The following is a 14,816-nucleotide window of genomic DNA, read 5'->3' as shown; positions in this document are numbered from 1 at the left end:
GACCGGCTGGTCACGTACAAGGGTCAGGTCGATGATGACGACGAGCGTATTCGTCGCCCCGCCTGGTGGGTCAGACGCGCCTGCGGCTGGGCCAGAGCCTAGGTTTCCTGCCTCCACGCCCGCGGGCAGCGCTGGCGGGCGAAGCGCCGCACGCGCCACACCAGGTCGCTGGGCCGCCACCCCACCCCCATCGGCACGTGCGCCAGACGCCGAGCCACTTCCCGCGCGCTACTTCTTGAGCCCCGCAGGACCTGCAGAACGGGTCCTCGAAGCCGACGGGCATGTGGCACTCGATCACCGCCCGCCCTGGGGTAGGCACTGGCCCACCGCAATCAGTCCCAGGGTCTCCAGGCCCAGGAAGATCGTCAGATCAGGGCAGCAGACAGAACTCAATAATTTCATTGAGATCAGGGCGCTCCAAGATGTCTACCGGATGCCCGCAGCGGTAGCGAGCCTGTCGAGACCCGCCTTCATCTCCCCGGCCGTCATGGATGCGTATCCGAGTAAAAAGGTAGCCGGTTCTGGCGGTGCGCATTCATAATAGAAATTCTCCGCAGGATGCACTCGCACACCTTTTGACAGAGCACGTCTTGCAACAGAGCGAGCTGCGTAACGAGTTTTTATGGACGCCAGCAGGTGAAGTCCCGCCTTTGCTCCGCGCACTGACACGCGATCGCCAAAGCACAGTCGGAGGTTCGCCGCCAGATGCCTCCACCTTCTGGCGTACGCGCGACCCATTGTCTGCACGTGATGCCGGTACCGTCCGGACTCCATGAATTCCGACAAAGCATACTGCTCAATGATCTGCGTGAGTCGATCGTTTTGCCATTTGACCTCAATGAATCTGCTTCTAACGACATCTGGGAGTACCGCATATCCCAAACGCAGTCCCGGGTACATGGTTTTGCTGAAGGTCCCGATGTGAGCCGTGCTCCGCGAATCGAGCTCGTGCAACATCGGAGCGCTGTCGCTGTTGCGATTCAACTCGCCGTCGTAGTCATCGTCGATGACGAGAACGTCACGGTCACGAGCCCATTTGAGGACCGACACACGACGCTCCATTGAGAGCGAGGACCCGACGGGAAACTGGCAGGTCGGGGTCAGGTAGATCAACTGCACCTCGTCGCCCGTTTTCCCATACCGAATCAGTTCGGCTTCGATTTTTTCGATCTGACACCCGTTCTCATCCACTGGCACAGGGACGATGAAGGCTCCCGCTCGTCGAAATGTTTCTCGGAGAACAGGGTGCGACGGATCCTCGACGACCACAACCCCGCCCGGTCTTATCGCAATTCGCGACAGCAAGTCAATCGCCTGAGTCGCCCCGGAGGTGATGATAATCTCATTGGCATCCATAACCATGCCGCGCTCAAGGCGAAGATGCCGGGCGAGCGCCTTCCTCAAAGACCAGGCTCCCTCAGCAGGGCCGTAACCGACATGACTGGCATCGAGGCGTCTCACCACACGAGAGATCGTTCGGGCCCACAGTTCCCGGGGAAATAGATCCCAGGCCGGCGTCCCGGGGCGGAAATCATACGGGACGCCGGACGAGTGCTCATACTCCGGGGGGAGAGGCGTCGCATATTTGGGTTGGGAGATCTGTGGAGCGGCGTCATCGATGTGCAGGGAATCCGTCATGACAGCAGAGACGGTTGTTCCCGATCCCCGTCGTGCTTCTATGAGCCCTTCCTCGTAGAGGAGATCGTAAGAGTTCAGGAGCGTGGTTCGGGAGACTCGCAGATGCTCTGCCAGTGTTCTCGATGAGGGCAAACGATCACCATCGCGGAGACGGCCGTTCAGTATTGCGGAGCGAATCTGTTGAAATATCTGCCGACTTATCGGAGCATCCTGGCGACGATCAACAGTAATCTGCAGCCAATCGACTGACGGTTTTCTAATCATACGGCATGCCACCTTCGAGATTTGGGTCGCACGAGTATAACCGCAACGCAAAGGAGTGGAACTCCACCAGGCGCGGCCTTGAGCCATCGAGCATTCCATATAAAATAGATATTTTCATCTTGAACCGCCTGTTCCCGGCCGAGGGAGCGACATTCGTTGTTGTCGACGCGCGATGTTCAGGGACTGCGCAAGCACATCTGTGATTGTACTACGACTCGACGCGCGGAGGCAATGAGCTCCTGCTTCTAATTTCTAATTCTACGACGCGGATGAGCGCGACCGATGACCCGTCGCCGCCATCGGTCCTGGCTGCTCGTCGTACGTGGGTGCGGTAGGCCGTTGCGCACCATAACGCAGTGTCCGGGACATCGAAGACCAGTGCCTCACCATTGGCTCCCTAATCCCTGCTCATCGAACCCGCCCACAGTGATCTGCAAGCGAATTGATACCGGTCGACCAACTGAAATTGCAAGTCTGTCGGCGTCGAGATCAATCCAGTCCTGATACCGGTCGTGGGTGCTCGACGTATGTTTCGATAGAGGATCGAAGCATACGCAGGCCGGAAGTCGAGCCAACACTCTCCGGATGGAACTGGACCGATTCGATCGGAAAGTGACGGTGGCGAAGGCCCGTGACGCACCCGTCGTCGAGCGAACGTGCCGTCACAATAATCTGGTCGGGAGGGGATGCTTGATCCACTATGAGCGAGTAATATCGAACAACCTCGATGCGCTGTTCTGCATTCGAAAACAAACCACGTCCATCGTGAGGGACTCTACCGGTCTTTCCGTGCATGATATGTGCCGCGGTCTTCACGCGCGCACCGTAGGCCGCACCGATGGCTTGATGACCGAGACATACACCGAGTATTGGCAGACGGCCCTCGAACTCCAGAGGATCGGGCCTTGGAATTCAGCTCGATCAGGCGGGCGGCGACCATCTGCTCAAACGCCCGAACACATCAATAGGCCTCGCCCGGTCCCAGGCGGGTGCAGGACGCCCCACAACAAGGCCGAGCGCTCGGTCTCCACCGTGGCGCCGGCCAGGCCGGTGCGCCCAGGTGACGGTTCCAGGGACTCCAGGTCCAGCGGCCCCTGGCCCTGCTCGGCAGCGATCTTCTGCCGCCCAGCCCCCGGCAGGGCCGCTGGCCCAGCCTCGTCATGGGCCGGGCCCAGGTGCTCCACAATCCGGCGCACACCGTCGTCCTTGACCGCGACCTGCACCGCCGTAGCCCCCTAAGCGGTCCTGACCTTGCGCAGAAACGGGCTCGCACCAGCACGCCATACGGACTCCTAGTGCCCCGCCACCAGACCCCCAACACTGCAATACCAACGAAAACTCACGCCGACCTCCCCACAACCCACTAAGGCGTCATGAGTCAGGTCGGACGCCACCCGCAGCGCCGACGCTAACCGAGCCCGGAAGCGAGCCGCACCATTGCATGCCTATCGCATGCGTGATATGCACTTTGCATGTCAACCATTCAGATCAGGAACGTTCCCGAGGAGACCAGCCGGGAGCTCAAGGCTCGTGCGGCGCGCGAGGGCCGCTCACTCAGCGACTACCTTCTGCGAGAGCTCATTCGGACGGCATCCCGCCCCAGTCGCGCCGAGGTCTACGCCCGCATCCGGAACCGGGGGCGCAACGAGCTGCCTCCGGCGGCCGAGGTCCTGGCGCAGGAGCGCGAGAGCCGGTCCTGATGTGGGTCCTCGACGCCTCGGCCGCCGCCGAGCTCCTGCTGGGCACCGACCGCGGGCTCGACGTGGAGGCAGCGCTGGGGGCGGACGACATCTACGCCCCTCAACTGCTCGCCGTCGAGGTCCTGTCCGTGCTGCGGGGCATGGTGCGCGGAGGCCATCTCGCAGTCCGGCGCGCCGAGGCCGCTCTGGATGACCTGGAGGACCTCGGCCTCGCCTGGACGGATCTGCCGCCCCTGCTCGGAGCGGCCTGGACGTGGCATCACAACATCTCCGCCTACGACGCCGTGTACGTCGCTCTGGCCGCCTCACTGGACTGCCGAGTGCTGACCTGGGACCGGCGTCTGAGTGCGGCCTGCGACATCTGCGTCCTGCCCGGACCACGGTGACGGGCGGCAGCCGAGGCATCATGCCCGACGAGGCCGGACGTGCCCGACTCGACGAGCGCGACCCGCCGGTGCCCGTCGGGGACGGGACCGCATAGGCCCGGACGCACGGGCACGAGTCCCGTCGCGTCCCTCCAATCCTGCCGGCGGGCCCGTCCGTCCGCCCTCGACGGGCCCGGGGCGTAGGCTCGCCGTCATGAGCGCCGCAAGCCCCGCCCGCCATGTCGCCGCCGTCGTCGTGGTCGCCATGGCCGAGGAGGCCGAGCCCTTCCTGAACGCCCTGCTTGAGCGCGGGGCTGCTGAGCCGGAGCCGCCGACCCCGCTCGGGGAGGCCCGCGCCCGGTCGCTGCGACTGCCCGGCGAGCAGGCCGAACACGAGCTGATCCTGGTGCGCAGCGGCATCGGGCTGGTGGCGGCCGCGAGCGCGCTGGCCACGATCCTGACCCGGGTGAGGCCCGACGCCATCGTCTCCGCGGGCACGACCGGCGGTCTGGGTCGCGAGGTCGAGGTCGGGGACGTGTGCGCCTCGACCGCCCTGGCCTACACCGACGCCGACGCCACCGCCTTCGGCTACGCGTACGGCCAGACGCCCGGCCAGCCCGCCGTCTTCGAGGGGGACCCCGCGCTGCTCTCCCGCCTGGCCGCGGTGGGGCCCGCCGCCCTGGCCGGGGCGACGCCGTCGTCGGGCTCGGCGCGGATCCGCACCGGCCAGATGCTCTCCGGGAACTCCTTCGTGACCGCGGCGAATGCGGGCCGTGCGCGCGAGCTCTTCCCCGAGGCCGTGAGCACGGACATGGAATCGACGGCGCTCGCGCAGGTGGCCGCGGGCGCGGGGATCCCCTTCCTCTCGGTGCGCGGGGTCTCGGACCTGTGCGGGCCCGAGGCCGGGCAGGACTTCCACATCGGCGCCGAGGAGGCCGCCGCCCGCAGCGCCGCCGTGGTGCTGGCGCTTCTGAACCGAGGGCCGCGCCGTTAGGCTGACGGCATGACTGCCGGACTGGAGCACCTCCTCGTCGAGGGGCTCGGATCGATCAGGCACCTGGAGCTGGAGCTGACGTCGGACGTCACCGTGCTCATCGGCGCCAACGGCTCGGGCAAGTCGAACCTGGTGAGCGCCCTGGAGCTCGTCTCGCGCATCTGGGACGACTCCTTCCAGGAGTACCTGCGCCGGCGCGGTGGGATCAGCAACCTGCTGTTCGAGGATGAGGAGGACCGGGCGGAGCGGATTCGCATCGAGCTCATGTCCGGGTTGGACGAGGATGACAGGCGGAACGGCTACCGGGTGGCGCTCCAGACCGATGACGTGAGCGGTTCGGGACGGGCGGAGTTGCACGAGTGGTTGCTCTTCCAAGCGGGCCGTCATCGCCGGCGCCCCTATGACGAGTACTTGGGCTTCGGCACGCAGAGCCGGGTCCGCCGCATCGCCGAGTCGGAGATCTCCGGAAAACTCCGGAACTTCGCCGCGTACGTGCGTCCCGTCCTGGAGGGCTGTCGCGTCTTCCACTTCGACGATGTCTCCCATAACGCCCCCGTCAAGGGCTGGTCGACCGTGGGCGACGACCTGAGCCTGCGGTCGGACGCGGAGAACATCGCCGCCTATCTCCACAGGGTCCAGCGCGAGCACCCCGAGCACTACCGGCGGATCGTCTCCGCGGTCCGGCGCGTCACGCCCTTCTTCGACGACTTCGTCCTGCGCGCCGATCCCTCGGAACGGATCCGGCTGCGCTGGAGGCAGCGGGGACTGGACCGCACCTTCCTGGCGCGCGAGGCCAGCGACGGCACCCTGCGGTTCATCTGCCTGGCGACCCTGCTGCTGGGACCCGATCTCCCGGGAACCGTGGTCCTGGACGAGCCCGAGCTCGGACTCCACCCCGCGGCCATCGGCGTTCTGGCCGAGATGGCCCGCATCGCGGGACGCAGCGGGCACAGGGTCATCCTGGCCACCCAGTCGGTGCCGCTGGTCTCCCACTTCAACCTGCGCGAGATCATCATCCTGGACAGGACCGAGGGCGCCACCCAGGCCTCCCGCCCCGATGAGGAGTTTCTCGGAGCCTTCCTCGAGGACTACTCGACCGGCAGCCTGTGGGAGATGAACCTGCTGGGCGGGCGCCCGACGCACGAGGGGCCGACCACATGAAGCGGGTCGTCGTCCTCGTCGAGGGGCAGACCGAGGAGGCTCTCGTCGACGAGGTCCTCGCGCCGGCCGCCCTGGCGCGAGGGGTTCACCTCGCACCAGTCATCGTCATCACGTCGGCCACCCCCGCCGGCGCGCGCCGCGGAGAGGGCTGATCCCGGCCCGGGGGCTGACTCGACTGCGCCGCGAGATCGCTCGCGCCGGAGGTCCCGAGCGGATCGACCACGGGCCCTCCACCGCCCCGTCCAAGCGCCTTCTGCGAGCCGATCCCGGCTACCTCAAGACCGTGACCGGCCCTCTGCTCGTCGCCGAGGCCGGGCTGTCGGCCGTTCTGGCGCGCTGCCCCACCTTCGCCGCCTGGTGGGAGGACCTCCTGTCCTGAGACCCTGGGCTCGACGATTCTCAGAGGTCCTCCCGGCTCTCGGAACCTCTCCGTCGGCCCCGGCTCATGCGGTGATCGGTCTGGTCCCCATGCTCGTGCTGCCGACCTCTCCCTCGGCCCCCGGCTCATGCGCGTCCCAGCGGTGCCGGAGCGCCGTCGGAGCCGCCCCGCCTCCCGACGGCGGATGCGCGCGTCCCGGGGACTCGTCTCCGGGACGGGGGTGGGGCCACCCCCACCCCGTTGTCCGGCCAGCAGGATCGATATGACCACGCGACTGCGGAATGGTGGGGGAAGCGGGGCGGGTGACCCAATAGCCGCACGGGCGGCGAGACAACGCGACGAGCCGCCTCGCATCCCCCGCGACGGTCGACCGAACCAGAAGGAGCACGCCTCATGACAGCACAGCCGATGGCCCGCACGGGATCGGTTCCCCCCCAACGCAGGGATCCCGGTGGCCCCGCGATCTCGGTGAGGGGGCTGACCCGCGTCTACGAGGTCCCCGGACGCCGGGATGCCCGGGTGGTCGCCCTGGACGGGGTGAGCGCCGACCTGCCCGCAGGCAGTTTCACCGCGGTGGTGGGGGCCTCGGGATCGGGAAAGTCGACCCTGCTGCACATCATGGCGGGTCTGGATGAGCCCACCGATGGACGGGTCAGCCTCCTGGGCACGACCATCACGTCCCTGACGCCGGCGAAGCGAGCCGACTTCCGCTCCCGCAACGTGGGATTCGTCTTCCAGGACTACAACCTCATCGCCTCCCTGACCGCCGTCGAGAACGTCTCCATGCCGTCCCGCCTGGCGGGCCGCCCCTCGGAGCGGAGGCGGGCGACGGCGGCGCTGGAGGCGGTGGGACTGGCCGACCGCGCCGGGCTCAAGCCCCATCAGCTCTCCGGCGGCGAGCGTCAGAGGATCGCGATCGCCAGGGTCATGGCTTCTCAGCCCAGGATCGTCTTCGCCGATGAGCCCACCGGGGCTCTGGATCTGAGCTCCGGGCGGACGGTCCTGGAATGGTTGCGCCGCCTGGTCGAGCACGGAGCGACCGTCGTCATGGTCACCCACGACGTCGAGGCCGCCTCCATGGCCGACGCCGTTGCGGTCATGAGCGGGGGCCGCCTGATCACGTGGTCCGACAGCCGCGACGCCGCCCGCATCGCCGAGCTGGTCCGCTCCGCCCATACCCCCGCCGCCAGGGCCGACTGCCGGTGAGGAGATCGATCCCCATGACCGCATTCGTCTGGAAGGATATGCGCCACCACGCCCGGCAGTGGCTGTGGTCGCTGCTGGTGACCACCACCGGCGGCGCCTTCATCGGCGTCATCATCGTCTCCTGGTGGAGCGCCCTGCAGTGGTCCACGGCCCAGAGCAGCTCCTCGGAGTACATCGGACTGACTCATATCCTGGGGTCGAACCTGATCACCTACTCGGGCTTGTCCGTCGCCGTCGTCATCTCCACAACACTGGCGCTGACGGTCGCGGCGCAGGCGCGGTCCCACGCCCTGTGGAAGATCATCGGGATCCCGAGTCGGCGCATCCGGAGGATCATCCTGGCTCAGATCGGCGTTGTCGGGCTGCTCGGCGGCCTCATCGGTGCTCTCCTGTCCGCGCCGGTCACCAGGTGGTACCTGCTCACCTGGCGCGAGCTCGAGCTGTACCCCGCCGATATGCCCGTGATCATGCCCGTCTTCGCCCCACCCCTGACCATCGGGCTCACCACCGCCTTCAGCCTCCTGGGCGGGCTGGGCGCCGCCCGACGCGCCGCGTCCACACCCGAGATGCAGGCCCTGCGCGAGGCGGTCGCCCCGGCCGCCCGCACCCGCGTCTGGCAGTGGGTCGTCGCGGGAGTCCTCCTCCTCGGCGTGGTCGCGGTCGCGGTCATCACACTGGTCGATCCCAACGTACTGGCCGCCACCGGAGCGCTGGATCCGGAGACGGCCACCGAGATGGCCGCGCACAGGGCGGAGGACCCGGGGACTCTGGGAGGCAGCATGGTCCTGCTCGGGATGATCGCCGTCCTGTGCATCCCCAACTGGACCATCCGCCCTCTCCTGACCGGCTGGACCTCGCTGATCCCCGGGCGCAGCCCGGCCTGGTTCGCAGCACGTGCCAACGCGCGCCACCGCTCCACCATGAGCCTGACGACGATCGTCCCCTTCGGTATCGCCGTCGGGATGACCGGGGTGGTCTACTCCATCGTGGGGACGGCCCGGGCCACCGGCACCACCGATGCCGTCAACGGATTCCTGGCCATCGCCGTCCCCATCTTCATCATCTCGGGTGCGGGCGGCGTCGCCAACATCGCCATGGTCGGCTCCACGAGACGGCAGGAGAACGCCCTGCTGGGCGTCATCGGCGCCAGGCGCTCCACGCTCATGGCGACCACGATCCTCGAGGGCGCCATCTACGCCACGACCGGCATTCTCTTCGGATCGGCCGTCACCGTCCTGAGCGCCGCCAGTGCCGCCCTGTTCTCCAGCGGTGGGATGCGCGTCCTCATCGCGGGCCTACCGCTGGGGATCCTGGCGCCAGTGGTCGTGGTGGTCCTGGTCCTCGCCGTGGCCACGACCTGGCTTCCCGCTCTGCTCGACCGCCGCCCCATGATGGACAGGCTCCGTCAGCCCGCGTGAGCCGGGGCGCCCGCCCCTGCCCGCTCGCCGCGCCTCATTCCCGAGCGGCCTGTCGGAGCCCGGGGCCGAGGATTCTCCACGGCGCTCCCGGTCCCCGGCCCCGGGACGCGGGGAGGCGAATGACGGGCGTCAACTTCATCGGCCGGGAGATGCCCCGGGATGCGGGGAGGCGAAGGCCGAGACCGGAGCGCTCGCACCCCACTCGTTCATCGCATCGAGCACCGGTCGCAGGCCCCTCCCCAGATCGGTGAGCTCGTAGACGACGCGGGGCGGCACCTCGGGGTAGGCCCTTCGAGTGACGATGCCGCGGGACTCGAACATCCGCAACCGGCTGGTCAGCGTGTGCGCGCTGATCCCCGGCAGGGAGGCGCGCAGCTCCCCGAAGCGCCGGGGTCCGTGCAGGAGCTCGCGCACGATGAGCGTGGCCCACGGTCCATCGAACAGCAGCAGGAACCGGGCGACCCCGCATTCCGGGAGATCCGCATCATTCACGACAGAGCACTCTATCCCCTTAGTGCAGTTGACGTAACTGGTGCATCGTATGCACTAATGACATCATGGTTGACATCATTCACGGCGCCACGGGCGCTCAAGGCTCTCCCGTCCTGTCCGCTCTCACCGCTGCCGGGCGCACTGCCATCGCGGCGGTCCGCCATCCTGAGGCGGTCCCCGACGGCATCGCCGCTCGGCAGGTCGACCTGGCCTCGGCGGACTCCCTCGCCTCCGCCTACGAGGGCGCCGACGGCGTCTTCGTCCACCTGCCCATGGGCGCACCTGAAGCTACTGCCGCCCAGGCCCGGGCCGTCGTCGAGGCGGTCGACCGGACCCGCCCCGGTCGTGTCGTCATCTCCACCAGCGGGCAGATCGTCGACCGGCCGGACTCACCGCTGCAGGCGACCGCGGGCAGCCCCATCATGACGCTCATCGACGGCGTGACCGGCAGCGGCATCCCCACGGCCGTCGTCGCCCCGCGCCTCTACCTGGAGAACCTGCTCCTGCCGGTCGTCCTGGCCCCCGCGCATCAGGAGGGCGTCCTGCGCTACCCGCTTCCGGCGTCGTTCCCGGTCTCCTGGAGCTCCCACCTGGACGTGGCCGACGTCGTTGCCCGCCTGCTGATGGATACCTCCGTCAGCGGGACGGTCGCCGTCGGCCACCGGCCCGGTCTGACGGGAGCGGACCTGGCCGCGGCCTTCTCCAACCACCTGGGCCGCGAGGTCCACTTCGAGGCCATCACGCCGGAGGCCTTCGGCGGGCTCATCACGCCGCTCTTCGGGCCGGCCGCGGCGCCGGTCGTCGAGCTCTACCGGGCCCTCAACGCGCAGGACGGCTGCATCATCGCCGAGGACAGCAGCGCCCAGGAACTCCTGGGGCTCCGACCGCGTCCCATCGAGCAGTGGCTGAAGGACCTGGCGGTCTCATAACCGGAGTCACCGACGTTTTCTTCATAGATGACCCACAGCCGCGTCGTCTACGAAGAAGACGTCGGCTCGCCAGCCAGCGCGGCTCCGAGTCCGTCAACGCACCATGACCTAGGCGGAAAAGGACAACCGTCTCAACGACGGCGGCGTCTCGCTGAGCGCACTGCTGGACGGGGCCCGCCCGCCGTCGTCCATGTCCACGGCTCCACTTGAGAAAATCATCCATAGCATCCTGCGCCCCGGATTCCTTGGTCTGCTGCACGCGCCGTCGAATATCGCGGCGCGCAGCATGGAGAGCCGCATCAAGGACATCGCGACCACCGACCTCAACCGACTCGCGAACCTGCGCTCCGAGCCAGCGGTCATCGAACAGCTCATCACCTCACTCGCCCGCGCCACCGCGAGCGAGGTCCCCAGTCAACACTGCGCAAGGACATATCACGGACGCTACCCGCACCGTCGGAGGCCACCGTCGCCAAGCTGCTCGAGCTGCCGGAGCGAGTCTTCATCCTTGAGGCGATCCCGCCCTGGGCGGTCTCCCTGCGCTCCAAGGCCCGTCTGCGCCGTTCACCCAAGTACCACTTGGCGGACCCGGCACTGGCTGCCGCCGCGCTGCACGCTGACACCAGCCGCCTCAGCACAGACCCGGAGACACTCGGTTTCCTGTTCGAGTCCGCTGTCATCCACGATCTACTGGCCCACACCGAGGCCCTGGGAGGGCATCTTTACCACTATCGCGACTCCAACGGGCACGAGATCGACGCAGTGATCACCATGCCCAACGGCAGCTGGGCCGCCATTGAGGTGAAGGTCGGTGGCGGCCAGGTGCAGCGCGGAGCCCGGAGGCTGGCCTCCGCCATCGCTCAGATCGACATGGCGCCGCCCGCATTCAAGGCGGTCACCACCGGAACCGGTTTCAGGGCAACACTGCCCGACGGCACGATCACGTTCCCGCTGCACGAACTGCGGCCCTGAATCGTGGCCGACGAGCCGCATGAGGAATCGATCTGACCGAGGACCCCGCTCAGCCGTCCTGGCGCAGGCGGGCCTCGACGCGCTCGACCTTCGCGGTCATCTGGCCGGTCCAGCCGGGGCGGATGTCGGCCTTGAGGACGAGCGCCACGCGCGGGCTCACCTCGGCGACCGCCTCGCAGGCCCGCTTGACCACGTCCATGCACTCGTCCCACTCGCCCTCGATCGTGGTGAACATCGACGTCGTCTCATGGGGCAGGCCCGAGTCGCGCACTACGCGCACGGCTCGGGCCACCGCCTCGGAGACCGAGCCGTCGGGCGCGTCAGTGGTGGTCGGGGACACGGAGAAGGCGAGAAGCATGCGGCCAGACTAGCTCCGCTGCGCCGCCCGGACCGAAGCGGCGGCCGCTCTTGCCTTCGAGCGCGCTCGAAGCCCTACGGTCTGCGTCATGACCAACGCGACTGCGCCCGGCAACGGACCCGACGACGCCCGGCTCCGCGAGGCGCTGCGGCTCGCCGCCGTCCCGCCCAGCGACGACGTCGAACCAGAGAGGTGGCCCGACGCGGCCGGGTGGGACATCGCGACCACCGCCGACCGTCTGGGCATCAGCGCCCACACCCTGCGCTACTACGAGCGGATCGGGCTCGTGCGGGTGGGGCGCGACGCCTCCGGACGCCGCCGTTACGACGCCGCGGCCGTGCGGCGTCTGGTGTTCCTCACCCGGATGCGGACCTCGGGCATGACGATCCGCGACCTGCGTCGCTACGTCGACATGGTCGAGGCCGGCCGGGACACGGTGCCCAAGCGCCTGGCCATGCTCACCGAGCACCGTGACGGGCTGCGCGCCCGGATCGACGAGCTCCGGCTCTCGCTGGCCGCCACCGAGTACAAGATCGCCGCCTACACGCGGGAGCTGGGTGAGCAGGCCGCCGCGGACGACATCGACATCAACACCTTCGACACTGACAAGGAGAACCCCTCATGACCGCTGAGACCACTCACCCCCAGCACGACGTCAACAGCCCCGAGAACCTGGCCCGGCGCGAGCGCGGCCTGGAGGTCGCCCGCTCGGTCGACGGTGAGGCCGCCCAGGCCGTCATCGACTCCCTGGCGGACATCAGCCCGGCGCTCGGCCACCACATCGCGGCCTTCGGCTTCGGGGACGTCTACGCCCGCCCCGGGCTCGACCCGCGCAGCCGCCAGCTGGTGACGATCGGCGTGCTCACGGCCCTGGGCGGCTGCGAGCCGCAGCTGAGGATCCACATCGGGGCCGCTCTCAACGTGGGCCTGAACCGCGAGGAGATCATCGAGGCGATCCTGCACGCCTCGGTCTACGCCGGCTTCCCGCGGGCGCTCAACGCCACCCTCGCGGCCCGAGAGGTCTTCGCCGAGCGCGACGCCGCCGACTGACCGCTGCGGCGTCGGTGTCCACCGCGGAATCTACAGGGCGACCAGGACCTGGACCATGATGATCTTGACGACGATGGCCAGAGCGAACAGGGTCGCGTAGCCGGCCTCGATGCGCTCGTCGTCGCGCTTGGACAGGGCGAAGGCGAGGATCGCGGGCTGCCCGACGAGCCCGGCCAGGCCGCCGGCGGCGCGCTGCGCGGACACCCCGGCCCAGTGCGCCCCGGCCAGCAGCACGATCGCGTTGACCACCACGATGAGCGCGGCGAGCACCCCCACCTTGAGCCCCGTCGCCGAGAAGGCCGAGGCCGCGAAGTCCGGCCCCGAGGCCAGCCCGATCGCAGCCAGGAAGAACAGCAACCCCAGCTGGCGGATGGTGGCGTTGGCGGCGTGCGGCAGCCCCCACACGAAGGGACCAGTACGCCCCACCCGGCCCAGGACCATGCCGACGACGAGTGGCCCGGCCGCCACCCCGAGCCGCAGGGTGATGCCGCCGGGCAGTGGGATCGCCACCAGCCCCAGCAGCACGCCGAGCGCCATGCCCGCCCCCACGGAGAAGGCGTCGATCTGGGCGATGGAGCGCTCGGAGTCGCCGAACCAGTCGGCGGCCCGCTCGAGCTCATCGCTGGGCACGACCGCCAGCACCCGGTCGCCGAGCTCCAGGACGAGATCCTCGCGGGCCAGCAGGTCCAGGTCTCCACGCTTGACGCGGGTGATGACGCCCTGGAAGCGCCCGGGCATGTCCACCTCGGCGATGGTGCGGCCGGCCACGCGCGTCGAGGAGACGGTCAGGCGCCGGAAGTCGACGACGCTACGGTCCTTGGCCAGGCACTTGTGAAGCCCGGTGCCCAGGTCGTGCATGGCGGACTCGACGGCGGCCGGCGCCCCGACGATGACGACCTTGTCCCCGGGCAGCAGCTCCTCGCCGGGGGTCACGACGCGGGTGTGCCCGTCGCGCTCCAGGTAGGAGATGCGGATACGCCCCTCCTTGAAGGCCTCCATCTCGCCGAGGGCCACCCGCTGGAGCAGGTAGACGCTGGTGGCGGTGATGCCATCGGCACTGGCGGGCCGCGAGTCGCGCCGCCCGGGCCAGGAGCGGCCCACGATCCCGGCCACGATGAGGATGGCGACGGCCACACCCACGGGATAGGCCAGGGCGTAGCCGACGGCGGGCTCCTGAGTACCGGCGGCCTCGATGGCGGCGTCGAGCACCGGTGAGGTGAGGGCGCCCGCGTAGGCGCCGGAGTCCATCGCCGGGCTCACGCCGCTCAGGCGGGAGTAGAGGCCGCCCGCCCCGCCGGCGATCACGAGCGCGACGACGCACAGGGCCATGAGCGGCAGCTGCCTGCGCAGGTCGCGGAAGAAGGTGTTGCCGGCGGCCAGGCCGACGGTGTAGCAGAACAGGGCCAGCCCGAGGCTGCGCAGCAGAGTGAGGTCCGCACCGAGCCGGGGGTCGAGGGCCCCGACCGCCAACCCTACGAAGAGCGCCCCGGCGGCGCCGAAGCGGATCGGTCCGAATGGGATCTGCCCGACGGCGGTCCCCAGGCCGATGACGAGGAAGACGGTGAGGATCGGCGCCTGCGCGAGAACGTCGAGGACGGGGTGGAGCACGGACACGACGCCAGGGTATCCGGAGACGCTCCCCGACCTTTATTGGAGTTTTCGCTCTGAGAGCCTGCTCGCCTTCCGCATCGGCTTCCCCGAGCGCATCGCGCGGCCCGGCCCGCGACGAGCCCCGGACGACGTCGTGCAGACCGGCGAGTAACCGCTGACGACAATCCCCAATGAGTGGGATGAATGGGATGGACGACGGAGTGCCCGGCCGCCCTTTCGTCGTCGGGCTCATCGGCTGCTTCCCTTCGGCCACTAGAAGGAATACCCTGGAAACCGTCA

The 14,816-nt window shown here is 68.6% G+C and carries 17 protein-coding genes and 1 pseudogene; 12 read left to right on the top strand and 6 right to left on the bottom strand.

Features of this window, described 5'->3' with window-relative positions:
• Positions 1–426: 426 nt before the first annotated feature.
• From pdxR to G448_RS19295, 3 genes and pseudogenes are all read right to left on the bottom strand, one after another.
• Positions 427–1,902: a MocR-like pyridoxine biosynthesis transcription factor PdxR gene (gene pdxR, locus G448_RS17820; RefSeq protein WP_169720854.1), complete on the bottom strand. Its 1,476-nt coding sequence runs from the start codon at positions 1,900–1,902 to the stop codon at positions 427–429.
• Positions 1,903–2,391: 489 nt separating this feature from the next.
• Positions 2,392–2,742 carry a glutamine amidotransferase-related protein gene (locus G448_RS19300; RefSeq protein ID WP_425393665.1) on the bottom strand — a complete coding sequence of 117 codons (351 nt, stop codon included), beginning with the start codon at positions 2,740–2,742 and terminating at the stop codon, positions 2,392–2,394.
• A 58-nt stretch (positions 2,743–2,800) separates the two neighbouring features.
• Positions 2,801–3,125: pseudogene (locus G448_RS19295) on the bottom strand (IS1634 family transposase); the annotation flags it as partial.
• A gap of 249 nt (positions 3,126–3,374) precedes the next feature.
• Between G448_RS19295 and G448_RS18455 the strand changes: the two are divergent.
• The 8 genes from G448_RS18455 (at position 3,375) to G448_RS0112540 (ending at position 9,125) form a co-directional block, all read left to right on the top strand.
• The gene (locus G448_RS18455) at positions 3,375–3,602 is read left to right on the top strand and encodes a FitA-like ribbon-helix-helix domain-containing protein (RefSeq protein WP_026408268.1); all 228 of its coding nucleotides are present in this window, start codon (positions 3,375–3,377) and stop codon (positions 3,600–3,602) included.
• The gene (locus tag G448_RS18450) at positions 3,602–3,988 is read left to right on the top strand and encodes a type II toxin-antitoxin system VapC family toxin (RefSeq protein WP_026408267.1); all 387 of its coding nucleotides are present in this window, start codon (positions 3,602–3,604) and stop codon (positions 3,986–3,988) included. The genes G448_RS18455 and G448_RS18450 overlap by 1 nt, the downstream gene beginning before the upstream one ends.
• A gap of 193 nt (positions 3,989–4,181) precedes the next feature.
• Positions 4,182–4,961 carry a 5'-methylthioadenosine/S-adenosylhomocysteine nucleosidase gene (gene mtnN, locus G448_RS0112565; protein WP_026408266.1) on the top strand — a complete coding sequence of 260 codons (780 nt, stop codon included), beginning with the start codon at positions 4,182–4,184 and terminating at the stop codon, positions 4,959–4,961.
• 9 nt (positions 4,962–4,970) lie between these two features.
• A complete protein-coding gene (locus tag G448_RS0112560; RefSeq protein WP_026408265.1) occupies positions 4,971–6,122 on the top strand; it encodes an AAA family ATPase in 1,152 nt (383 codons plus the stop codon).
• Positions 6,119–6,274, top strand: coding sequence for a DUF4276 family protein (locus G448_RS18920; protein ID WP_245572329.1), 156 nt, complete (start codon positions 6,119–6,121; stop codon positions 6,272–6,274). The genes G448_RS0112560 and G448_RS18920 overlap by 4 nt, the downstream gene beginning before the upstream one ends.
• Positions 6,271–6,501: a DUF4276 family protein gene (locus G448_RS18915; RefSeq protein WP_315559307.1), complete on the top strand. Its 231-nt coding sequence runs from the start codon at positions 6,271–6,273 to the stop codon at positions 6,499–6,501. The genes G448_RS18920 and G448_RS18915 overlap by 4 nt, the downstream gene beginning before the upstream one ends.
• A 393-nt stretch (positions 6,502–6,894) precedes the next feature.
• On the top strand, positions 6,895–7,707 hold the full coding sequence (locus G448_RS16570) for an ABC transporter ATP-binding protein (RefSeq protein WP_051269043.1): 813 nt from the start codon (positions 6,895–6,897) through the stop codon (positions 7,705–7,707).
• 14 nt (positions 7,708–7,721) lie between these two features.
• Entirely contained in the window at positions 7,722–9,125 is a 1,404-nt protein-coding gene (locus G448_RS0112540) for an FtsX-like permease family protein (RefSeq protein WP_026408264.1), read from the top strand.
• 135 nt (positions 9,126–9,260) lie between these two features.
• Here G448_RS0112540 and G448_RS16565 read toward each other — a convergent pair whose 3' ends face one another.
• Positions 9,261–9,617, bottom strand: a complete 357-nt coding sequence (locus G448_RS16565) for a winged helix-turn-helix transcriptional regulator (protein ID WP_034495258.1) — start codon at positions 9,615–9,617, stop codon at positions 9,261–9,263.
• Positions 9,618–9,682: 65 nt separating this feature from the next.
• On the opposite strand from G448_RS16565, the gene G448_RS0112530 reads away from it, so the two are divergent.
• Both G448_RS0112530 and G448_RS18910 read left to right on the top strand, forming a co-directional pair.
• Positions 9,683–10,546, top strand: coding sequence for an SDR family oxidoreductase (locus G448_RS0112530; protein WP_026408263.1), 864 nt, complete (start codon positions 9,683–9,685; stop codon positions 10,544–10,546).
• A gap of 240 nt (positions 10,547–10,786) precedes the next feature.
• The gene (locus G448_RS18910) at positions 10,787–11,518 is read left to right on the top strand and encodes a DUF4143 domain-containing protein (RefSeq protein ID WP_342663553.1); all 732 of its coding nucleotides are present in this window, start codon (positions 10,787–10,789) and stop codon (positions 11,516–11,518) included.
• Between the two features lie 49 nt (positions 11,519–11,567).
• On the opposite strand, the gene G448_RS0112515 is transcribed toward G448_RS18910, so the two are convergent.
• On the bottom strand, positions 11,568–11,876 hold the full coding sequence (locus tag G448_RS0112515) for a thiamine-binding protein (RefSeq protein ID WP_026408260.1): 309 nt from the start codon (positions 11,874–11,876) through the stop codon (positions 11,568–11,570).
• An 88-nt stretch (positions 11,877–11,964) separates the two neighbouring features.
• Between G448_RS0112515 and G448_RS0112510 the strand changes: the two genes are divergently transcribed.
• Positions 11,965–12,501, top strand: coding sequence for a MerR family transcriptional regulator (locus tag G448_RS0112510; protein ID WP_026408259.1), 537 nt, complete (start codon positions 11,965–11,967; stop codon positions 12,499–12,501).
• A complete protein-coding gene (locus tag G448_RS0112505) occupies positions 12,498–12,926 on the top strand; it encodes a carboxymuconolactone decarboxylase family protein (protein WP_026408258.1) in 429 nt (142 codons plus the stop codon). Before G448_RS0112510 ends, G448_RS0112505 begins: the two co-directional genes overlap by 4 nt.
• Before the next feature lie 30 nt (positions 12,927–12,956).
• Here the strand turns inward: G448_RS0112505 and G448_RS0112500 are convergent, their stop codons facing one another.
• On the bottom strand, positions 12,957–14,540 hold the full coding sequence (locus tag G448_RS0112500) for an aspartate:alanine exchanger family transporter (protein ID WP_026408257.1): 1,584 nt from the start codon (positions 14,538–14,540) through the stop codon (positions 12,957–12,959).
• Positions 14,541–14,816 lie beyond the last annotated feature (276 nt).

This window comes from Actinomyces gerencseriae DSM 6844 (assembly GCF_000429265.1).
GTDB lineage: Bacteria > Actinomycetota > Actinomycetes > Actinomycetales > Actinomycetaceae > Actinomyces > Actinomyces gerencseriae.
This window is presented reverse-complemented; position numbering and strand designations above follow the sequence as displayed.